General features: G+C 54.8%; 16 protein-coding genes. 12 read left to right on the forward strand and 4 right to left on the reverse strand.

Annotation, left to right across the window (positions count from 1 at the left end; all coding sequences use genetic code 11):
- The 3 genes from GNG27_RS07985 to GNG27_RS07995 all read left to right on the forward strand — a co-directional run bounded on the left by GNG27_RS07985 (nucleotide 1) and on the right by GNG27_RS07995 (nucleotide 2,935).
- Nucleotides 1-864 (forward strand): dimethyl sulfoxide reductase anchor subunit family protein, encoded by an 864-nt coding sequence (locus GNG27_RS07985; protein ID WP_156263336.1) that lies wholly within the window; start codon nucleotides 1-3, stop codon nucleotides 862-864.
- A gap of 274 nt (nucleotides 865-1,138) precedes the next feature.
- Entirely contained in the window at nucleotides 1,139-2,287 is a 1,149-nt protein-coding gene (locus tag GNG27_RS07990; protein ID WP_142488910.1) for an MFS transporter, read from the forward strand.
- Nucleotides 2,288-2,410: 123 nt separating this feature from the next.
- Complete coding sequence (locus GNG27_RS07995; RefSeq protein ID WP_156263337.1) at nucleotides 2,411-2,935, forward strand: anti-virulence regulator CigR family protein; 525 nt, start codon at nucleotides 2,411-2,413, stop codon at nucleotides 2,933-2,935.
- A gap of 34 nt (nucleotides 2,936-2,969) precedes the next feature.
- Here the strand turns inward: GNG27_RS07995 and pflA are convergent, their stop codons facing one another.
- From pflA to ycaO, 4 genes are all read right to left on the reverse strand, one after another.
- Nucleotides 2,970-3,710 (reverse strand): pyruvate formate lyase 1-activating protein, encoded by a 741-nt coding sequence (gene pflA, locus GNG27_RS08000; RefSeq protein ID WP_142488912.1) that lies wholly within the window; start codon nucleotides 3,708-3,710, stop codon nucleotides 2,970-2,972.
- 203 nt (nucleotides 3,711-3,913) lie between these two features.
- Nucleotides 3,914-6,196, reverse strand: a complete 2,283-nt coding sequence (gene pflB / locus GNG27_RS08005) for a formate C-acetyltransferase (RefSeq protein WP_142488913.1) — start codon at nucleotides 6,194-6,196, stop codon at nucleotides 3,914-3,916.
- 51 nt (nucleotides 6,197-6,247) lie between these two features.
- Nucleotides 6,248-7,105, reverse strand: a complete 858-nt coding sequence (gene focA, locus GNG27_RS08010; RefSeq protein WP_142488914.1) for a formate transporter FocA — start codon at nucleotides 7,103-7,105, stop codon at nucleotides 6,248-6,250.
- A 406-nt stretch (nucleotides 7,106-7,511) separates the two neighbouring features.
- Nucleotides 7,512-9,272, reverse strand: coding sequence for a 30S ribosomal protein S12 methylthiotransferase accessory factor YcaO (ycaO, locus tag GNG27_RS08015; protein ID WP_142488915.1), 1,761 nt, complete (start codon nucleotides 9,270-9,272; stop codon nucleotides 7,512-7,514).
- Nucleotides 9,273-9,410: 138 nt separating this feature from the next.
- Between ycaO and GNG27_RS08020 the strand changes: the two genes are divergently transcribed.
- From GNG27_RS08020 to lpxK, 9 genes are all read left to right on the forward strand, one after another.
- Nucleotides 9,411-10,103, forward strand: a complete 693-nt coding sequence (locus tag GNG27_RS08020; RefSeq protein ID WP_142488916.1) for a DUF421 domain-containing protein — start codon at nucleotides 9,411-9,413, stop codon at nucleotides 10,101-10,103.
- A 162-nt stretch (nucleotides 10,104-10,265) separates the two neighbouring features.
- A complete protein-coding gene (gene serC, locus GNG27_RS08025; protein ID WP_142488917.1) occupies nucleotides 10,266-11,354 on the forward strand; it encodes a 3-phosphoserine/phosphohydroxythreonine transaminase in 1,089 nt (362 codons plus the stop codon).
- 71 nt (nucleotides 11,355-11,425) lie between these two features.
- The gene (gene aroA, locus GNG27_RS08030) at nucleotides 11,426-12,709 is read left to right on the forward strand and encodes a 3-phosphoshikimate 1-carboxyvinyltransferase (protein ID WP_156263338.1); all 1,284 of its coding nucleotides are present in this window, start codon (nucleotides 11,426-11,428) and stop codon (nucleotides 12,707-12,709) included.
- 187 nt (nucleotides 12,710-12,896) lie between these two features.
- Nucleotides 12,897-13,580 carry a (d)CMP kinase gene (gene cmk / locus GNG27_RS08035; RefSeq protein ID WP_032617356.1) on the forward strand — a complete coding sequence of 228 codons (684 nt, stop codon included), beginning with the start codon at nucleotides 12,897-12,899 and terminating at the stop codon, nucleotides 13,578-13,580.
- Nucleotides 13,581-13,691: 111 nt separating this feature from the next.
- Complete coding sequence (gene rpsA, locus GNG27_RS08040) at nucleotides 13,692-15,365, forward strand: 30S ribosomal protein S1 (protein WP_032617357.1); 1,674 nt, start codon at nucleotides 13,692-13,694, stop codon at nucleotides 15,363-15,365.
- Nucleotides 15,366-15,485: 120 nt separating this feature from the next.
- The gene (gene ihfB / locus GNG27_RS08045; RefSeq protein ID WP_032617358.1) at nucleotides 15,486-15,773 is read left to right on the forward strand and encodes an integration host factor subunit beta; all 288 of its coding nucleotides are present in this window, start codon (nucleotides 15,486-15,488) and stop codon (nucleotides 15,771-15,773) included.
- Between the two features lie 213 nt (nucleotides 15,774-15,986).
- Nucleotides 15,987-18,251 carry a ComEC family protein gene (locus tag GNG27_RS08050; protein ID WP_156263339.1) on the forward strand — a complete coding sequence of 755 codons (2,265 nt, stop codon included), beginning with the start codon at nucleotides 15,987-15,989 and terminating at the stop codon, nucleotides 18,249-18,251.
- Nucleotides 18,252-18,287: 36 nt separating this feature from the next.
- Nucleotides 18,288-20,036: a lipid A ABC transporter ATP-binding protein/permease MsbA gene (msbA, locus tag GNG27_RS08055; protein ID WP_032617360.1), complete on the forward strand. Its 1,749-nt coding sequence runs from the start codon at nucleotides 18,288-18,290 to the stop codon at nucleotides 20,034-20,036.
- Complete coding sequence (lpxK, locus tag GNG27_RS08060; protein ID WP_156263340.1) at nucleotides 20,033-21,037, forward strand: tetraacyldisaccharide 4'-kinase; 1,005 nt, start codon at nucleotides 20,033-20,035, stop codon at nucleotides 21,035-21,037. The genes msbA and lpxK overlap by 4 nt, the downstream gene beginning before the upstream one ends.
- Nucleotides 21,038-21,046: the final 9 nt, after the last annotated feature.

The following is a 21,046-nucleotide window of genomic DNA, read 5'->3' on the forward strand; positions in this document are numbered from 1 at the left end:
ATGGGAAGCGGATGGCATGAATGGCCGTTGATGATTTTTACGGTCTTCGGACAGTGTGTGGCGGGCGGTTTTATCGTCCTCGCCCTGGCGTTGTTAAAAGGCAATCTGAACAGGGAGCAACAGCAGCGGCTGGTGCTGAGTATGTTTGGTCTGTGGGTGCTGATGGGCATCGGGTTTATCGCCTCCACCCTGCACCTCGGTTCACCCATGCGCGCGTTCAACTCCCTGAACCGCGTGGGCGCGTCTTCACTTAGCAACGAGATCGCCAGCGGGGCGCTCTTCTTTGCTGTCGGCGGGCTGGGCTGGCTGCTTGCAGTCGTGAAAAAACTACCGGTAGCGTTACGCAATCTGTGGCTGATCGCAACTATGGTGCTGGGCGTGGTCTTCGTCTGGATGATGGTGCGGGTCTATAACACCATTGATACGGTGCCGACCTGGTACAGCGTCTGGACGCCAATGAGTTTCTTCCTGACCATGTTTATCGGCGGGCCGCTGCTGGGCTTCCTGCTCCTGCGGGTGTCGGGCGTCGATGGCTGGGCGATGCGTTTACTGCCTGCCGTGTCGCTACTGGCACTGGCAGTAAGTACGGTGGTGGCCCTGATGCAGGGCGCGGAGCTGGCGACGATCCACAGCGCCGTTCAGCAGGCCTCGGCCCTGGTGCCTGATTACGGCTCGCTGATGGCCTGGCGTGTGGTGCTGCTGGCGGCGGCGCTGGTGTGCTGGATCGTGCCGCAGCTGAAAGGCTATCAGCCTGCGCTCCCGCTGTTGTCGCTGGCATTTGTGCTGCTGCTGGCAGGTGAATTGATTGGACGTGGAGTGTTTTACGGTCTGCATATGACCGTTGGAATGGCCATCGCCAGTTAGCGCTGATTATTGTTATATAAAGCCGGGACTTAGTGCCCGGCTTTTCTTTTTTCAATCATGAAATTTTTCAACTGTCGTTTGGTTTTAATTTTGGCCTTAAATAAACAAAAACAAACACATAATTATTATCGATAGCAGACTTTGCATTAGCAGGATGAGTTTTTTCAATCGACAGAGAACATATTGTGCGTGCGCCCCGATCGGGTGGATTGACTTTGTTTTTGCCAGTGGCATGATGCGCACGAAATCTGAACTTCCTCACGGTTTTTAATCCATGTCGATCTATACCCGGCCAGTGCTCCTGTTGCTCTGTGGCCTGCTTTTGCTGACCCTCGCGATCGCGGTGTTAAACACGCTCGTCCCGCTGTGGCTCGCCCATGAAAACTTACCGACCTGGCAGGTGGGTATGGTCAGCTCGTCCTTTTTTACCGGTAATTTGCTGGGCACCCTGATGACGGGAAGCCTGATTAAACGCTTTGGTTTTAACCGCAGCTATTATCTGGCGTCGCTGATTTTTGCCGTCGGCTGTGCCGGGTTAGGGCTGATGGTCGGCTTCTGGAGCTGGATGGTCTGGCGCTTTATTGCGGGCGTCGGCTGCGCCATGATCTGGGTGGTAGTGGAAAGCGCCCTGATGTGCAGCGGTACTTCCCGCAACCGTGGCCGTCTGCTGGCAGCCTATATGATGGTCTATTATGTCGGCACCGTGCTGGGGCAACTGATGGTCAGCAAACTGCCAACCGACCTGATGAGCGTCCTGCCGTGGGTAACCGGCATGGTGCTGGCCGCGATCCTGCCGCTGCTCTTTACGCGTATTGTGAACCAGAGCAGTGAGCATCAGGAAGCGACCCATATCTGGCCGATGCTGAGACTGCGTCATGCGCGTCTCGGAGTGAACGGCTGCATTATCTCCGGGATTGTGCTCGGCTCGCTGTATGGTCTGATGCCGCTCTATCTGAATCATCAGGGCGTCAGTGATTCCGGGATCGGTTTCTGGATGGCGGTGATGGTCAGCGCCGGCATTATCGGGCAGTGGCCGGTTGGCCGTCTTGCCGACCGCTTTGGACGCCTGCTGGTGCTGCGCGTTCAGGTCTTTGTGGTGATCATGGGCTGTCTTGCCATGCTGAGTAATGCCGCTATGGCACCGGCACTGTTTATTCTGGGCGCGGCGGGCTTCACCCTCTATCCGGTAGCGATGGCCTGGGCCTGTGAGAAGGTTGAACATCATCAGCTGGTGGCCATGAACCAGGCGCTGCTGCTGAGCTATACCATCGGCAGTTTGCTGGGCCCGACTTTTACCGCCATGCTGATGCAGAACTATTCCGACAATCTGCTGTTTATCATGATCGCCAGCGTGTCATTTATTTATCTGCTCATGCTGCTGCGTAAAGCGGGCGAACATCCTACACCGGTGGCTCATGCCTGAGTAAATAAAAGCCTGTCGATGACAGGCTTTTTTGTCTCTGTCACATATAAGAGTTTTACGCATTGTTTGTTTATTGCCTGAGGCGATAATTCAGAGGCGTTCTACCACTAAAAGGCAGCCATTATGTCTACTCGTCGTTTTACCACTACAGCGCTGGCAGTAGTATTGTCTTTAACCTTTGCAACTGCACCTGCTATGGCCAATCCGGGAAATGGAAATGGAAATGGAAATGGAAATGGCCATGGTAATGGGCAAGGTAATAGCGGCAATCATGGCAACGGTAATTCCGGTAAAGGGAATACCGGTAACCAGGACCACAAACAAAATAACGGTCACCAGAATCAAGGCAAATCAAATAAAAGCGTCAAAGACGACGTCGATGCCCGCGTCAGTTACGACCATGCCCGGCATCTGGCGTTGAATTATGGTTTAACGGGTTATGATTCCCTGCCGCCGGGGATTGCGAAAAACCTCGCGCGCGGTAAACCACTGCCTCCGGGTATCGCCAAAAAGACCGTACCGGCGTCAATGTTAGGCCAATTACCCTATTATCCTGGCTATGAATGGCGGGTAGTCGGGAGGGATCTGGTCTTAATTGCGTTGAGTACGGCGATTGTGACCACCATTATTAATGGCGTCTTTGACTAATAAATAAAAAGCCCGGTGAAAACCGGGCTTTTTATTAATACATGACCTTGTGACCGTACTGCTCCAGAATGCCTTTTACGCGTTCCATGGTCTCTTTTTTCGGTGGTTTAACGCCATCCAGCTTGTACTCTTCACCCATCGCCACCCATTTATGTTTGCCCAGCTCGTGATACGGCAGCAGCTCAATTTTCTCAACGTTGCCCATATCACGCGTGAACTCACCCAGACGGTGGGCAGAGTCGTCATCATCTGACCAGCCCGGCACCACAACATAACGGATCCAGGTTTTGATGCCTTTGGCTGAGATGTATTTTGCGAACTCTAAAGTGCGATGGTTAGAGACGCCGACCAGATTCTGGTGGATTTCGTCGTTCATCTGCTTGAGATCCAGCATCACCAGGTCGGTCACTTCCAGCAGCTCATCAATCACCGGATCGTAACGACGGACAAAGCCGTTGGTATCCAGACAGGTGTGAATGCTCTCTTTATGGCAGGCGCGGAACCAGTCGCGGACAAACTCGGCCTGCAGGATCGCTTCCCCGCCGGACGCGGTCACGCCGCCGCCGGAAGCGTTCATAAAGTGGCGATAGGTCACCACCTCTTTCATTAATTCATCAACGGTGACTTCTTTGCCGCCGTGAGTATCCCAGGTATCACGGTTATGGCAGTACAGGCAGCGCATCAGGCAACCCTGGAAGAAGGTGATAAAGCGGATGCCTGGGCCATCGACGGTGCCACAGGACTCAAAGGAGTGAATGCGACCAATAGTTGACATTGCGGTGATATCTCCAGATTCGGCCCGTCCGGGGCCTGTGTATGCGCACAACTCAAGCGGCTGTGTCGAGTCTGTTTTGGCTGTTATCCATTTATTATAGATAGCGGGCAAAAGAGACTGTGGTGCGGGAGGTGTTAAAAAGGCCCCACTTGCGTGGAGCCTTTATTGTACGCGTTTTACGGCGTGATTTCAGTCAAAACCACTTACATGGACTGAGTGAAAGTACGGGTAATAACGTCTTTCTGCTGTTCTTTAGTCAGCGAGTTGAAACGTACTGCGTAGCCAGAAACGCGGATGGTCAGCTGAGGATATTTCTCAGGATGTTCCATCGCATCGAGCAGCATTTCACGGTTCATAACGTTCACGTTCAGGTGCTGACCACCTTCGATGGACGCTTCGTGATGGAAGTAACCGTCCATCAGACCCGCGAGGTTGGTTTTACGTACTTCGTCGTCTTTACCCAGCGCATTTGGCACGATAGAGAAGGTGTAAGAGATACCATCTTTCGCGTAAGCAAACGGCAGTTTCGCAACGGAGGTCAGAGAGGCAACTGCACCTTTCTGGTCACGGCCGTGCATTGGGTTAGCACCTGGTCCGAATGGCGCGCCAGCACGACGACCGTCTGGGGTGTTACCGGTTTTCTTACCATAAACCACGTTAGAGGTGATGGTCAGAACAGACTGAGTCGGGATAGCGTTACGGTAGGTGGTCAGTTTCTGAATTTTCTTCATGAAACGTTCTACCAGGTCAACCGCCATGTCATCAACGCGCGCGTCGTTGTTACCAAACTGCGGGTATTCACCTTCGATTTCGAAGTCTACAGCCAGGCCGTCTTCGTCACGAATCGGTTTAACTTTTGCATATTTGATAGCAGACAGGGAGTCAGCTGCAACAGACAGACCTGCGATACCACATGCCATGGTGCGAACAACGTCACGGTCGTGCAGCGCCATCAGAGAGGCTTCGTAGCTGTACTTGTCGTGCATGTAGTGGATGATGTTCAGCGCGGTGACGTACTGTTTAGCCAGCCAGTCCATGAAGTGATCCATGCGATCCATGACTTCGTCGAAGTTCAGGACGTCGCCTTTGATCGGCTCAGACTTAGGACCAACCTGCATTTTCAGTTTTTCATCAACGCCGCCGTTGATTGCATACAGCATGGTTTTCGCGAGGTTAGCACGCGCACCGAAGAACTGCATTTGCTTACCAACAACCATTGGGCTTACGCAGCAAGCGATCGCGTAGTCATCGTTGTTGAAGTCAGGACGCATCAGGTCATCGTTCTCATACTGCAGAGAAGAGGTGTCGATGGACACTTTAGCGGCATATTTTTTGAAGTTCAGTGGCAGTTTTTCAGACCACAGAACGGTGATGTTCGGCTCCGGAGATGGCCCCATGGTGTACAGGGTGTTCAGGAAGCGGAAGCTGTTTTTGGTGACCAGAGTACGGCCATCCACGCCCATACCGGCGATAGATTCAGTTGCCCAGATTGGGTCACCGGAGAACAGTTCATCATACTCAGGGGTACGCAGGAAGCGAACCATACGCAGTTTCATGACCAGGTGGTCAATCATTTCCTGAGCGTCTTGCTCGGTGATTTTGCCTGCTTTCAGGTCACGTTCGATGTAAGCATCCAGGAAGGTGGATACACGACCGAAGGACATTGCTGCGCCGTTCTGAGATTTAACCGCTGCCAGGTAACCGAAGTAGGTCCACTGGATAGCTTCCTGAGCGTTGGTTGCAGGACCGGAGATATCGCAACCGTATTTCGCGGCCATCTCTTTGATCTGACCCAGCGCACGGTGCTGTTCGGAGATCTCTTCACGCAGACGAATAGTCGCTTCCAGGTTTACGCCGTTTTCCAGATCGGATTGCAGGGACAGGAACTGTGCGTATTTGTCTTTCAGCAGGAAGTCGATACCGTACAGGGCAACGCGACGGTAGTCACCGATGATACGGCCACGGCCATACGCATCTGGCAGACCGGTCAGAACACCTGATTTACGGCAGTTCAGGATGTCTTTGGTGTAAACGTCAAACACGCCCTGGTTGTGGGTTTTGCGGTATTCGGTGAAGATTTTCTTCAGCATTGGGTCCAGCTCGCGATCGTACGCTTTGCAGGAGCCTTCAACCATTTTGATACCACCGAACGGGATAATCGCACGTTTCAGTGGTGCTTCAGTTTGCAGACCAACAATCTTCTCGAGGGATTTATTGATATAACCCGCATCGTGAGAAGTAATGGTGGATGCAACGGAGGTGTCGAAATCAACAGGCGCGTGAGTGCGGTTTTCCTGCTTAACGCCTTCCATAACGCTGTCCCACAGGGCAGTGGTTGCGTCGGTAGCACCGGCCAGGAAGGATTCGTCACCTTCATACGGGGTGTAGTTTTTCTGGATGAAGTCACGAACGTTGACTTCATTCTGCCAATCACCTTTGGCAAAACCTTCCCATGCTGTGGCTAACTTTTCATTAAGTTCGGACATGTAACACCTACCTTCTTAAGTGGATTTTTTATTTACTGCCTGAGAAAACCATTAATGATGGTTATCGCCACGCAGGTAAATGACCCAGTATGTCAACCCAACCAACAGACCACCGCCAATAATGTTCCCGATTGTGACTGGGATCAGGTTATCAGTGATGAAGTTCATAACGGTCAGATGAGAGAAACTTTCCGGGCTGGAACCTACTGCGGTCCAGAACTCCGGGCTGGCAAAATCACGGATTACAATACCCAGAGGTATCATAAACATGTTTGCAATACTGTGTTCAAAGCCGCTGGCAACGAACATGGCGACTGGCAGAACCATGATCATGGCTTTGTCCATCAGGCTGCGTCCGGAGTAGCTCATCCAGACGGCCAGGCAGACCATCAGGTTGGCGAGAATGCCAAGCGCAACGGCTTCAATAAATGTGTGATGTACTTTGTGGTCGGCGGTTTGCAGGACGTTAAGCCCCCACGCGCCGTTGGCGGTCATATATTCACCCGACAACCACATCAACAGGACAAACAGCAGGCAACCAATCAGGTTTCCAACGTAAACGTTGAGCCAGTTTTTTGCCAGTTGGCCCCAGGTGATCTTACCGCTGGCTTTCGCGACGACGATAAGAACCGTTGAGGTAAAGAGGTCAGCGCCGCAGATAACGCACAGGATCAGACCCAGTGAGAAACAGATGCCGCCGATCAGCTTAGCGATACCGAAAGGCATCCCGGCAGTACCGGTGGTGGCGGTGATATAGAAAACAAAGGCAATGGAGATGAACACCCCGGCAGTGATGGCCAGGAAGAACGTCGTCATCGGTTGTTTCGTTGCTTTATAGACACCCGCTTCTTCGGCAACTTTCGCCATTGCAGCTGGGAGTAAAAGATCAAAAGGGTTGTCAGCTTTCACACTAACTCTCTCTTTATTAAGTCGGCGACGAGATACTAACAAAGCATTATAGAAGAGAAATTGATGTAGATCATATCTCGCCTGGCTTATAGGCCCGCAAAGCGCGTGGTTTTCCAGCGAATGCGGTGTAAGTATTTGATTGTCCGTATAAAAATAAATTTTAAAAGTTACAAAATGAGTTGATTTTTTTCTTCTGACCTTCCCCCGGGCAGTTAATTAGAATGGAGTATTTCATATAAAAAGTAACAATAACCGCCAGGTCGCCATTATTATAGCTACCAATATTTAACTTTATTATTACAACTAAAACTTATTGCCGCAGAAATAAAAAACGGGGCAATAAAAATCGCCCCGTAATATAACGTAGGCGATTGTATACGCCTACTGTTTGTCATGTTATTTAACGTTATTTAGCCCAGAAAGCGCTTTTGGCCTTCTGCAATTTCTCATAGGCCTTCAGCAACGACTGGTGAGCAGGGAAGGCTTTCAGATCGCTGTCCACCGCCTGCAGGCCGTGGAATGGCGCTTCGCCGCTCAGGGCTGCGCTGGCGTTCTCTACCGCTTCGGCGCCGTACATACGGGTAAAGGCGTTAAGATACTGCAGCGGCTCACGATCCTCTTCCTGCGACAGCAACAGCAGCGTCTGCAGGCAGCGGTAGTAGTTCGCGCGCTCTGCGCTGAAGACCGAGGCGTTGAACTCGATGGTCCACTCGGTCCAGATCAGCGCCTGCTCCAGGTCACCGCCTGCCAGCGCCAGCATCGCCTTCAGCTCACCGATACGCAGGGTGTACCAGCCGTTGTCTTTGCCCGTCGCCAGGCCCAGCAGCTCGCGCACGCGGGTGAAGTCGTCGTGGCCTTCGTCGTCCAGCTGGGTGATGAGGTTCAGGTAGTCCTCTTTCTCCCACGCGCTCTCCGGCAGCGCCAGCAGGGTTTCGCGCAGGTGCGCACCCATGCTGTTGTTCGCCAGCCACAGATCTTCTACCGGATAGATATCGGACATGCCCGGAACCAGAATACGGCAGGCGTACACGCCCAGGTGTTCGTAATCGGCGATATACACTTCCTGGTCTTCAGCAGTGAAGATCGCCATCAGCGTGGCAAACTCTTCTTCCGTGGTGCCGGCGAAGCTCCAGTCAACGAACGGATAATCCGCATCCTGCTTGAACATATCCCAGGAGATAGAGCCGCTGGAGTCGATGAAGTGCGTCTCCAGGTTGGCGTGTTCAGCCACTTCTTCGTCATCGAAGGTCGGCGGGGTGAACACGTCGAGATCTTTCAGGCTACGACCCTGCAGCAGCTCGGTAACGGTACGCTCCAGCGCCACGCCGAAGTCCGGGTGCGCGCCGAACGAGGCGAAGCAGGTGCCGTTCGCCGGGTTGAACAGCACCACGCAGATCACCGGGTACTTGCCGCCCAGAGAGCCGTCATAGGCAAAGATTGGGAAACCTTCGGCTTCCAGTTTGGCAATGGACTCCACCACGCCCGGATAGCGGGCCAGCACGTCAGCCGGGATCTCCGGCAGGCTGATGGATTCCGCGATAATGCGGTTCTTTATATGACGCTCAAACACCTCGGACAGGCCCTGAACGCGCGCTTCGTTGCGGGTATTACCTGCAGACATGCCGTTGGAGACATACAGGTTGCCGACGATGTTCATCGGAATATAGACGGTTTGCTCGTCAGACTGACGGGTAAACGGCAGGGCGCAGATACCGCGATCCTCGTTACCTGATTGCAGATCGATCAGCATGCTGGCGGTCAGCTGATTTTCCAGATCGTAGAACGCGCGCAGACGATCGTCGAGGATCCCTTCCGGCAGCTCGTCATCGTCGGTCAGCGGGAACCATTTTTCATTCGGGTAGTGAACGAATGGGCCATTCGCCACGGTGTCGCCCAGCCAGAAATCGGCAAAGAAATAGTTGGTGGACAGACGCTCAAAATACTCACCCAGCGCAGAGGCCAGCGCCGCTTTTTTGGTCGCGCCTTTGCCATTGGTAAAGCACAGCGCGCACTCTTTATCGCGAATATGCACGGACCAGACGTGGGGAACCGGATTGAGCCAGGAGGCCTCTTCGATATTAAAACCCAGGTCGGTCAGTTTTTGCTGGAAGCGAGCGATGGAATCTTCCAGGGCGGCGTCTTTGCCGGGGATAAACGTTTGAGTCATGGCGATCACTTATATCGTACGGAAAGCGCGCAATGATACGGGTTTTGCATGACAGGCGCTATCTCCCCGGCGGTTTCGGCGAAAATAAAAGGCTGGGCTATGCTTATATTGAGTAACCTACTGTAAAGGAATATAAAAATGGAAGCATTCGATCTTCAACGAATGGCCTTTGATAAAGTACCCGTTGAGTTTTTAGGCGAGGTCGCGCTGCGAAGTCTCTATACCTTTGTGCTGGTTTTCCTGTTCCTTAAACTTACCGGGCGGCGCGGCGTGCGCCAGATGTCGCTCTTCGAAGTGTTAATCATTCTGACGCTGGGGTCGGCGGCGGGTGACGTGGCGTTTTATGACGATGTGCCGATGATCCCGGTCTTTATCGTGTTTGTCACCCTGGCGTTGCTCTACCGGCTGGTGATGTGGCTGATGTCGAAAAGTGAAAAGCTGGAAGATCTGCTGGAGGGGAAACCGGTAGCCATTGTCGAAGAGGGCAAGCTGGCCTGGGAAAAAGTACAGCGCGCCAACATGACCGAGTTTGAGTTCTTTATGGAGCTGCGGGTGAGCAGCGTCGAGCAGCTTGGTCAGGTTAAGCTTGCCATTATGGAGACCAACGGGCAGATAAGCGTCTACTTTTACGAAGACGACCAGGTTAAGCCCGGGTTGTGCATATTGCCGGATGAATTTGTGGAACGTTTTATGACCATACCGGAAGTCGGCGAGTATGCCTGCCGACGCTGTGGTCATGTTGAGACTCTATCGGCCGGGGCACATCAATTATGTCCACGCTGCACGAATCCGGAATGGACGAAGGTTAGCCGGGCCAAACGCATCACCTGACAGCCATTTTGTCGGTTTTGTGACAGCCCGCTGGCAGAATGTATTGTGTGACGGCGGGCACATTTTCCGGGTCATAAGTTTTAGACATTGCGGCGCGTGTCACTGAATGATAAAACCGATATCCACAGTTATAACTTATTGCTTTTAGCGTGGTGAGGGGAAATGGCTCAGGTCTTTAATTTTAGTTCAGGTCCGGCAATGTTACCGGCGGATGTGCTCAAACAGGCTCAACAGGAGCTGTGTGACTGGAACGGTCTTGGCACGTCGGTGATGGAAGTCAGCCACCGTGGTAAAGAGTTTATTCAGGTGGCAGAAGAGGCAGAAGCAGATTTTCGTTTCCTGCTGAATATCCCCTCAAATTACAAAGTATTATTCTGCCACGGCGGCGGACGCGGTCAGTTCGCGGGCATCCCGCTGAACCTGCTGGGTGACAAAACCACCGCGGACTACGTTGATGCCGGTTACTGGGCGGCCAGCGCAGTAAAAGAAGCGCACAAATACTGCTCCCCGAACGTGATTGATGCCAAAGTCACCGTGGACGGGTTACGCGCGGTGAAGCCGATGAGCGAATGGCAGCTCTCCGCGGATGCGGCCTACCTGCACTACTGCCCAAATGAGACCATCGACGGGATCGCCATTCACGAAGAGCCGAACTTTGGCGAGAACGCGATCGTTACGGCGGACTTCTCCTCCACGATTCTCTCGGCGCCGCTGGATGTCAGCCGCTATGGCGTGATCTACGCCGGCGCGCAGAAAAATATCGGCCCGGCCGGTCTGACCCTGGTGATCGTCCGTGAAGATCTGCTGGGTAAAGCCCACAAATCCTGCCCGTCGATTCTGGATTACACCGTGCTGAACGACAACGACTCCATGTTCAACACCCCGCCGACCTTTGCCTGGTACCTCTCTGGCCTGGTCTTTAAATGGCTGAGAAACAACGGCGGCGTGGCGCAGATGGATAAGATCAATCAGCAGAAATCTGAGCTGCTGTACAGCGTGATCGACGGCAGCGACTTCTACCGTAATGACGTTGCCAAAGCGAACCGTTCCCGCATGAACGTGCCGTTCCAGCTGGCCGACAGCAATCTCGATAAGCTGTTCCTGGAAGAGTCCTTCGCCGCAGGTCTGCACGCGTTGAAAGGCCACCGCGTCGTGGGCGGAATGCGTGCGTCTATTTATAACGCTATGCCGCTCGAAGGCGTTAAGGCACTGACCGACTTCATGACTGACTTCGAACGTCGCCACGGTTAATCACGCCCGTGTTTATTCCCCCGCGGCCTGGCTGCGGGGTTTTTATTATGTTGAATTGAGAGTTAAGTTTCATGGAATCCCTGACGTTACAACCTATCGCGCGGGTAGATGGCACCATTAATCTGCCTGGTTCAAAAAGTGTCTCGAACCGCGCTTTGCTGCTGGCAGCGCTGGCAAACGGCACCACTGTTCTTACTAACCTGCTGGACAGCGATGACGTTCGCCATATGCTCAATGCGCTGAAAGCGTTAGGAGTCCACTATACCCTGTCCGCCGATCGCACCCGCTGCGAAGTGACGGGCAATGCCGGGGCGTTGCACTCTGCTGACGCGCTGGAACTGTTCCTCGGCAATGCCGGTACGGCAATGCGCCCGCTGGCGGCGGCCCTGTGCCTGGGCAGCAACGACATTGTGCTGACCGGCGAGCCGCGCATGAAAGAGCGTCCGATTGGCCATCTGGTGGATGCGCTGCGTCAGGGCGGCGCGCAGATTGATTATCTGGAGCAGGAAAATTATCCGCCGCTGCGTCTGCGTGGGGGCTTTACCGGTGGCGAAGTGGCGGTGGACGGCAGCGTCTCCAGCCAGTTCCTGACCGCGTTGCTGATGACCGCACCGCTGGCGCCACAGAACACCACTATCACCATCAAAGGTGAGCTGGTTTCCAAACCCTATATCGATATCACCCTGCACCTGATGAAGACCTTTGGCGTTGAGGTTGAAAACCACAGCTACCAGCGTTTCGTGGTGCGCGGTGGGCAGCAGTACCAGACGCCGGGTAACTACCTGGTGGAAGGCGATGCCTCGTCTGCCTCTTATTTCCTTGCTGCGGGCGCCATTAAAGGCGGCACCGTCAAAGTGACCGGTATTGGCCGCAACAGCGTGCAGGGCGACATTCGCTTTGCCGATGTGCTGGAGAAGATGGGCGCGGTGGTCACCTGGGGCGATGACTTTATCTCCTGCACGCGCGGTGAACTGAACGCCATCGATATGGACATGAACCATATCCCCGATGCGGCGATGACCATTGCCACGGCGGCCCTGTTCGCCAAAGGCACGACTACAATGCGCAACATCTACAACTGGCGTGTAAAAGAGACCGATCGCCTGTTTGCGATGGCCACTGAGCTGCGTAAAGTAGGTGCCGAGGTGGAAGAGGGCGAGGACTACATCCGCGTTACGCCACCGGCCCAGCTGCAGGCTGCGGAAATTGGTACCTACAACGACCACCGGATGGCGATGTGCTTCTCGCTGGTGGCGCTGTCGGATACGCCGGTTACCATTCTGGATCCGAAATGCACCGCGAAAACCTTCCCGGACTATTTTGACCAGCTGGCGCGTATCAGTACGCTTGCCTGACGCTTCTCTGCCGCACCGCCCGGTGCGGCAATTAATTACTTACACTTCATGACGCTGTCATCGTCCAATTCTTCTACACTCAGCTTCAATCATTCCGTAATTTGCACGCAAAGGTAACAGTTGTGCACGTTGACGCGTATAATGCGCGGCGTTTACACAACGGTATGCCTAATTTAAGGAGAAAAAGATGACGGCAATTGCCCCGGTTATCACCATTGACGGGCCGAGTGGCGCAGGTAAAGGTACTCTGTGCAAAGCGATGGCGGAAGCATTGCAATGGCATCTTTTAGATTCGGGCGCAATCTATCGTGTGCTGGCGCTGGCTGCTCTGCATCACCATGTTGATGTGGCCTCTGAAGAGGCGCTGGTGCCGCTGGCCGCCCATCTGGACGTGCGTTTTGTCTCCACCAACGGCAATCTGGAAGTGATTCTGGAAGGGGAAGACGTGAGCGGTGAGATCCGCACCCAGGACGTAGCGAATGCCGCCTCTCAGGTCGCTGCATTCCCGCGCGTTCGCGAGGCGCTTTTACGCCGTCAGCGCGCCTTCCGTGATGCTCCCGGCCTGATCGCCGACGGACGCGACATGGGAACCGTGGTTTTCCCTGATGCGCCGGTCAAAATTTTCCTCGACGCTTCCTCGGAAGAGCGTGCGCAGCGCCGCATGCTGCAGTTGCAGGAAAAGGGCTTTAGTGTTAACTTTGAACGTCTTTTGTCTGAGATAAAAGAGCGCGACGATCGCGACCGCAATCGCGCCGTTGCACCACTTGTTCCTGCAGATGATGCATTAGTTCTGGATTCTACCAGTTTAACTATTGAGCAAGTGATTGAAAAAGCGCTACAATATGCGCGCCAAAAACTGGCAATCGCGTAATCGCGACCGATTTAGCAGTACCCCCGCTGCAATGGATTGACGGCGGGTATGTGAAACAACCCCATCCGGCACGGAGCCAGGTGGACGTTAATATTAACCTGAAGATTAAACATGACTGAATCTTTTGCTCAACTGTTTGAAGAATCCTTAAAAGAAATCGAAACCCGTCCGGGTTCCATCGTTCGTGGTGTTGTTGTTGCTATCGACAAAGATATCGTACTGGTTGACGCCGGTCTGAAATCTGAGTCTGCCATTCCGGCAGAGCAGTTCAAAAACGCCCAGGGCGAGCTGGAAATCCAGGTTGGTGACGAAGTTGACGTTGCTCTGGATGCAGTGGAAGACGGCTTCGGTGAAACCCTGCTGTCCCGTGAAAAAGCTAAACGTCACGAAGCTTGGATCACGCTGGAAAAAGCTTACGAAGAAGCTGAAACTGTGGTCGGTGTTATCAACGGCAAAGTTAAAGGCGGCTTCACTGTTGAGCTGAATGGTATTCGTGCGTTCCTGCCAGGTTCACTGGTAGACGTTCGTCCAGTTCGTGACACCCTGCACCTGGAAGGCAAAGAGCTTGAGTTCAAAGTAATCAAGCTTGACCAGAAGCGTAACAACGTTGTTGTTTCCCGTCGTGCCGTTATCGAATCCGAAAACAGCGCAGAACGCGATCAGCTGCTGGAAAACCTGCAGGAAGGCATGGAAGTCAAAGGTATCGTTAAGAACCTCACTGACTACGGCGCATTCGTTGACCTGGGCGGCGTTGATGGCCTGCTGCACATCACCGACATGGCGTGGAAACGCGTTAAGCACCCAAGCGAAATCGTGAACGTGGGCGACGAAATCACTGTTAAAGTGCTGAAGTTCGACCGCGAGCGTACTCGTGTATCCCTCGGCCTGAAACAGCTGGGCGAAGATCCATGGGTTGCTATCGCTAAACGTTACCCAGAAGGTACTAAACTGACTGGTCGCGTTACCAACCTGACCGACTACGGCTGCTTCGTTGAAATCGAAGAAGGCGTTGAAGGCCTGGTTCACGTTTCCGAAATGGACTGGACCAACAAAAACATCCACCCATCCAAAGTTGTTAACGTTGGTGATGTAGTGGAAGTTATGGTTCTGGATATCGACGAAGAACGTCGTCGTATCTCCCTGGGCCTGAAGCAGTGCAAAAACAACCCATGGCAGCAGTTCGCGGAAACCCACAACAAGGGCGACCGTGTTGAAGGTAAAATCAAGTCTATCACTGACTTCGGTATCTTCATCGGCCTGGACGGCGGCATCGACGGCCTGGTTCACCTGTCTGACATCTCCTGGAACGTTGCAGGCGAAGAAGCAGTACGTGAATACAAAAAAGGCGACGAAATCGCAGCAGTTGTTCTGCAGGTTGACGCAGAGCGTGAGCGTATCTCCCTGGGCGTTAAACAGCTCGCAGAAGATCCGTTCAACAACTGGGTTGCACTGAACAAGAAAGGCGCAATCGTAAACGGTAAAGTGACTGCAGTTGACGCGAAAGGCGCAACCGTAGAACTGGCTGACGGCGTTGAAGGTTACCTGCGCGCTTCTGAAGCTTCACGTGACCGCGTTGAAGATGCAACTCTGGTTCTGAGCGTAGGCGACGACGTTGAAGCTAAATTCACCGGTGTTGACCGCAAAAACCGTGCAATCAGCCTGTCTGTTCGTGCTAAAGACGAAGCTGATGAGAAAGATGCAATCGCAACTGTTAACAAACAGGAAGATGCAAACTTCTCTAACAACGCAATGGCTGAAGCTTTCAAAGCAGCTAAAGGCGAATAAGTTACTCGTAGAGTAACTTGACAGATTGCAGGATTCGTCCTGTAATCAATAACAAAGGGCGGCTACGGCCGCCCTTGTTTAAGCTGTTTAGCTAATGGGTTTGAAGGAACCGGAGGAATCATGACCAAGTCAGAATTGATTGAAAGACTTGCCAGCCAGCAATCGCACATACCTGCTAAAGCAGTGGAAGATGCCGTAAAAGAGATGCTGGAGCATATGGCGACCACTCTTGCACAGGGCGAGCGCATTGAAATCCGCGGTTTCGGTAGTTTTTCTCTGCACTATCGTGCTCCACGCACCGGGCGTAACCCGAAGACTGGCGACAAAGTAGAGCTGGAAGGTAAATACGTTCCACACTTTAAGCCGGGTAAAGAACTGCGCGATCGCGCCAATATTTACGGCGACTGAGTTTGGCCTGCGGGCGAAACTGAGTAACCTCAAGAAAGCACCTGCGGGTGCTTTTTTTGTTTCTGTTTTGCCGATCCTGAATCGACGCTGCAAGTTTTGCGGTCGGTTGCTGCAAACCGATCGTTTCCCGCCAGTCTGCGCCGCAACCTCACATTTCCCTGCCTGACAAGCCACGCGACCCGCCGCACACTGCCCTGATACAGGGAGGTGTGAATGTGTTTGTCAACGCTCGCGACATGTCTGATCTTGGCCATCTTACCGCTGCTGTGGTTGCCCGCGCTGCCGGAGTTGACGGTACTTCAGGCCATAATCGTCGTCGGGGTCCCGCTGGCTTTAATTCGTCATCAGATTGCGCGCTATCTGGGCTTCTGGCTGCTCTTTTTTGCCTGGGGCGGGCTTGCCGCGCTGGGCGAAGTCTGGCCGATGCAGCATCTGACCAGCGGGCCGCAGAAGGCTGAACTGGAGATCCTGGCGACCGGGAGCGACACGATGTACCAGGCCCGCATTGTCCGGCTTAATGGCAGAACGATGCTGCCCGCGGTGGGCGTTACGCTGTATGGCAACGCGCTGCCGCAACCCGGCTGTGCGGGACAACGCTGGAAGATGACCCTGTCCTTAAGGCCCGTTCATGGGCAGCTCAACGAAGGAGGATTCGATGCCCAGCGCTATGCCCTGACGCAGCATCAGCCGCTGACCGGACGTTTTACCCACGCAGACGTGGTCGATGCCCGCTGCAGCTTACGCGCCCGATATCTTGCCACCCTGACAGCCAGGCTCTCGTCTTATACCTGGGGCCCGGTCCTGCTGGGGCTGGGCATGGGGGAGCGTCTGTCGGTGACGCCTGACATTAAAAATCTGATGCGGGAAACGGGCACGTCGCATCTGATGGCGAGCTCGGGATTGCACATTGCGCTGGCGGCGTCGGTCATCTGGCTGCTGGTGCGGGGTGGGCAGTATTTTATTCCGGTCCGCTGGGTGGGCTGGCGAGCCCCCCTGGTGGCAGGATTCTGTTTTGCCGCTTTTTATGCCTGGCTCACCGGGATGCAGCCCCCCGCGCTGCGCACCGTCGTCTCGCTGGGGGTATATCTGGCGCTGCAGCTGAGCGGCCGTCTGTGGTCGCCCTGGCAGGTATGGCGGATCTGTATTGCCGCCATTCTGCTGGTCGATCCGCTGGCGGTATTATCCCATAGCCTTATGCTGTCGGCCTTTGCGGTGGCGGGACTGATTTTCTGGTATCAGTGGATGCCCAGACCCCTTTTATCCGGGCCGTGGGTAGTCAGGGCAGTGGTGAATCTACTGCACCTGCAGCTCGGCATGCTTTTACTGTTGCTGCCGGTGCAGGTGCTGGTCTTTCACGGGTTTAGCCTGTCATCGCTGGTGGCGAACCTGGTCGCGGTACCGCTGGTGACCTTCATCTCTGTACCGCTCATTTTGCTGGGGATGTGGTTGCATCTCGGGATATGGCCCCTCGCGGAACATAGGGTCTGGACGCTGGCAGATGGCTCACTGTCCCTGTTGTTTGATTTCTTAACTACGCTGCCCGACGGCTGGATCCCGGTCGATAAACGCTGGCTGTGGCTGACCCTGCTACCCTGGGGAGCCATTATCGCCTGGCGGATGCGCGGCACAAAAGCCTGTCCGGTTGTCTGTGTCTCGGCACTGGTGCTGGCGGCCAGTCCGTTATGGCGGGCGAACAAAACGGAAGGCTGGGCGGTGCATATGCTGGATGTCGGGCAGGGGCTGGCAGTGGTTATTGAGCGACAGGGGAAAGCGATTTTATATGACACCGGTCCGGCGTGGCCGGGCGGGGACAGCGGGCAACGGCTGATTATCCCCTGGCTACGCTGGCATCACTTGCGTCCGGAGGGGGTGATTGTCAGCCATGAACACCTGGACCATATCGGTGGGCTGGCATCGCTACGCGAGGCGTGGCCGAACATGTGGATACGTAGCCCGCTGCGCCGGGACGGACATGATCCCTGTTTTCGCGGCGAACGCTGGCAATGGCAGGGGCTGACCTTCAGCGCGCACTGGCCCCTTGCCACCGCTCCGCAGCGCGGCAACAACGGTTCCTGCGTGGTCAAAATTGAGGATGGTACCCATAGCTTGTTGTTAACCGGGGATATTGAGGCGCAGGGAGAAAAAGCGATGCTCAGTCGTCACTGGCAATATCTTGCGTCTACACTTATCCAGGTGCCGCACCACGGCAGTAATACCTCGTCGTCACTTCCTCTGGTGCAGCGCGTAGGTGGGCGTATCGCTCTGGTGTCGGCATCCCGCTACAACGCGTGGCGACTGCCCTCGAACAAGGTGGCTCGCCGTTACAGAAAGGAGGGGTATCTCTGGCTAACAACCCCCCGATCCGGGCAAATCACGGTTTCCTTTTCGCAACATGGCTGGCAAATCCAACGCTTACGGGATCAAATTTTACCCCGTTGGTATCATCAGTGGTTTGGCGCGCCCGGAGATAACGGGTAGAATATGCGGCTATTTCAACAAATGCTGGTTTTTTGAATGCATAACGACAAAGATCTCTCCACGTGGCAGACCTTCCGCCGACTCTGGCCGGTGATTGCACCCTTCAGAACGGGCCTTATCGTGGCGGGCGTAGCGTTAATCCTCAACGCAGCCAGCGATACCTTCATGTTATCGCTCCTCAAACCGTTACTGGACGACGGTTTTGGTAAAACGGACCGCTCAGTGTTGCTCTGGATGCCACTGGTGGTTATCGGCCTGATGATTTTACGCGGCATCACCAGCTATATCTCCAGCTACTGCCTCTCCTGGGTATCGGGCAAAGTCGTCATGACCATGCGCCGTCGCCTGTTCAGCCACATGATGGGCATGCCGGTAGCGTTTTTCGACAAGCAGTCCACCGGTACCTTGCTGTCGCGTATTACCTACGACTCCGAGCAGGTTGCCTCCTCCTCCTCCAGCGCGCTGATCACCGTCGTGCGTGAAGGGGCCTCAATCATTGGCCTGTTCGTCCTGATGTTCTGGTACAGCTGGCAGCTGTCGCTGATCCTTATCGTACTGGCGCCGATTGTGTCGATAGCGATCCGCGTTGTCTCCAAACGTTTCCGCAGCATCAGTAAGAACATGCAGAACACGATGGGGCAGGTAACTACCAGCGCGGAGCAGATGCTGAAAGGGCACAAAGAGGTGCTCATTTTTGGTGGTCAGGAAGTGGAGACCAAACGCTTCGATAAGGTCAGCAATAAGATGCGCCTGCAGGGGATGAAGATGGTTTCCGCCTCTTCCATCTCCGATCCGATTATTCAGCTTATCGCCTCTCTGGCACTGGCCTTTGTACTGTATGCCGCCAGCTTCCCGAGCGTGATGGAAACCTTAACCGCCGGTACCATTACCGTCGTCTTCTCGTCGATGATCGCCCTGATGCGCCCGCTGAAGTCGTTAACCAACGTTAACGCCCAGTTCCAGCGCGGGATGGCCGCCTGTCAGACGCTGTTTGCGATCCTCGATTCCGAACAGGAAAAAGACGAAGGCAAACGCGTGATCGAGCGTTCAACCGGCGATGTTGAATTCCGCAACGTGACCTTTACCTATCCGGGTCGTGATGCGCCTGCCTTGCGTAACATCAATCTGAAGATCCCGGCAGGGAAGACCGTGGCGCTGGTGGGCCGCTCTGGCTCGGGTAAATCGACCATCGCCAGCCTGATCACCCGCTTCTACGATATTGATGAGGGTGAGATCCTGATTGATGGCCACGATCTGCGGGAGTACACCCTGAGGTCGCTGCGTAATCAGGTCGCCCTGGTCTCCCAGAATGTGCATTTGTTCAACGACACCGTCGCCAATAACATTGCGTATGCCCGTAACGAAGAGTACAGCCGTGAGCAGATTGAAGCGGCGGCGCGAATGGCCTACGCCATGGACTTCATCAATAAGATGGATAACGGCCTGGATACTATTATCGGTGAAAATGGCGTGCTGCTCTCCGGCGGTCAGCGCCAGCGTATCGCCATTGCCCGTGCGCTGTTGCGTGACAGCCCGATCCTGATCCTCGATGAAGCCACCTCGGCGCTGGATACGGAATCCGAACGCGCCATCCAGTCTGCGCTGGATGAGCTGCAGAAGAACCGTACTTCGCTGGTAATCGCACACCGCCTGTCGACCATCGAAAAAGCCGACGAAATCGTGGTGGTGGAAGATGGCTACATCGTCGAGCGCGGCAGCCATACCGATCTGCTGGCGCATCAGGGCGTGTATGCGCAACTTCATAAGATGCAGTTTGGCGCATGATTGCCCGTATATGGTCCGGTGAGTCTCCGCTCTGGCTGCTGCTGTTGCCGCTCTCCTGGCTGTATGGCCTGGTCAGCGGCCTGATTCGTCTCAGCTATAAAGCGGGGCTCAAACGGGCTTGGCGTGCCCCGGTACCGGTGGTAGTGGTGGGTAACCTCACCGCCGGCGGCAACGGCAAAACGCCGGTGGTGATCTGGCTGGTGGAACAGCTGACCAGACGCGGTATCCGCGTGGGGGTTGTCTCCCGGGGATACGGCGGTAAGGCGGAGCGCTATCCACTGCTGTTGACCCCGCAAACCACCACCGCAGAAGCGGGGGATGAGCCGGTGCTGATCTTTCAGCGCACCGGTGCGCCGGTGGCGGTCTCGCCGGTGCGTAGCGAGGCGGTTCAGGCTCTGCTGAACCAGACGGATGTGCAGATTGTTATCACCGACGACGGGCTGCAGCACTACGCCCTGGCCCGGGACAAAGAGATTGTGGTGATTGACGGCGTGCGCCGCTTTGGTAACGGCTGGTGGTTACCCGCCGGGCCGATGCGCGAGCGCGCGTCTCGCTTACGTTCTGTGGATGCGGTCATCGTCAACGGCGGTACGGCGCAGGCGGGAGAGATCCCGATGCAGCTGCGCCCTGGCCTGGCCGTGAATCTGCTGACCGGCGAGCGACGTGATGTCGCTGAACTCCCTGGTCTGGTGGCAATGGCCGGTATTGGTCATCCCCCGCGCTTTTTCTCTACTCTCGAAGCCTGCGGTGCCCGGCTTCTCAACAGGGTGCCGCTGGCCGATCATCAGGCGCTGAGCCTGTCGCAGGTTGCAGGTTTTACCGCACCCGGCCAGACGCTGATCATGACCGAAAAAGATGCGGTGAAATGCCGGTCGTTTGCCCGCGACAACTGGTGGTATTTACCGGTTGATGCTGAGCTGCAGGGCGAACAGCCTGAACGACTGCTACAGGAACTGATTGCCCTCGCAGGAGGGGGTAACGGGGTTTCACCCGCGCACTAACTGACAGGA

Source organism: Leclercia sp. 119287 (assembly GCF_009734485.1).
Taxonomy (GTDB): Bacteria; Pseudomonadota; Gammaproteobacteria; order Enterobacterales; family Enterobacteriaceae; genus Enterobacter; species Enterobacter adecarboxylatus_C.

Excerpts from the sequence above, each read along its gene's own strand:
- GNG27_RS08020 (WP_142488916.1), top strand. The coding sequence starts at position 9,411 with ATGGAAGCATTCGATCTTCAACGAATGGCCTTTGATAAAGTACCCGTT.
- pflB (WP_142488913.1), bottom strand. The coding sequence starts at position 6,196 with ATGTCCGAACTTAATGAAAAGTTAGCCACAGCATGGGAAGGTTTTGCC.
- pflA (WP_142488912.1), bottom strand. The coding sequence starts at position 3,710 with ATGTCAACTATTGGTCGCATTCACTCCTTTGAGTCCTGTGGCACCGTC.
- msbA (WP_032617360.1), top strand. The coding sequence starts at position 18,288 with ATGCATAACGACAAAGATCTCTCCACGTGGCAGACCTTCCGCCGACTC.
- aroA (WP_156263338.1), top strand. The coding sequence starts at position 11,426 with ATGGAATCCCTGACGTTACAACCTATCGCGCGGGTAGATGGCACCATT.
- ycaO (WP_142488915.1), bottom strand. The coding sequence starts at position 9,272 with ATGACTCAAACGTTTATCCCCGGCAAAGACGCCGCCCTGGAAGATTCC.
- ihfB (WP_032617358.1), top strand. The coding sequence starts at position 15,486 with ATGACCAAGTCAGAATTGATTGAAAGACTTGCCAGCCAGCAATCGCAC.
- serC (WP_142488917.1), top strand. The coding sequence starts at position 10,266 with ATGGCTCAGGTCTTTAATTTTAGTTCAGGTCCGGCAATGTTACCGGCG.
- GNG27_RS07995 (WP_156263337.1), top strand. The coding sequence starts at position 2,411 with ATGTCTACTCGTCGTTTTACCACTACAGCGCTGGCAGTAGTATTGTCT.
- rpsA (WP_032617357.1), top strand. The coding sequence starts at position 13,692 with ATGACTGAATCTTTTGCTCAACTGTTTGAAGAATCCTTAAAAGAAATC.
- GNG27_RS07985 (WP_156263336.1), top strand. The coding sequence starts at position 1 with ATGGGAAGCGGATGGCATGAATGGCCGTTGATGATTTTTACGGTCTTC.
- GNG27_RS07990 (WP_142488910.1), top strand. The coding sequence starts at position 1,139 with ATGTCGATCTATACCCGGCCAGTGCTCCTGTTGCTCTGTGGCCTGCTT.
- cmk (WP_032617356.1), top strand. The coding sequence starts at position 12,897 with ATGACGGCAATTGCCCCGGTTATCACCATTGACGGGCCGAGTGGCGCA.
- GNG27_RS08050 (WP_156263339.1), top strand. The coding sequence starts at position 15,987 with ATGTGTTTGTCAACGCTCGCGACATGTCTGATCTTGGCCATCTTACCG.
- lpxK (WP_156263340.1), top strand. The coding sequence starts at position 20,033 with ATGATTGCCCGTATATGGTCCGGTGAGTCTCCGCTCTGGCTGCTGCTG.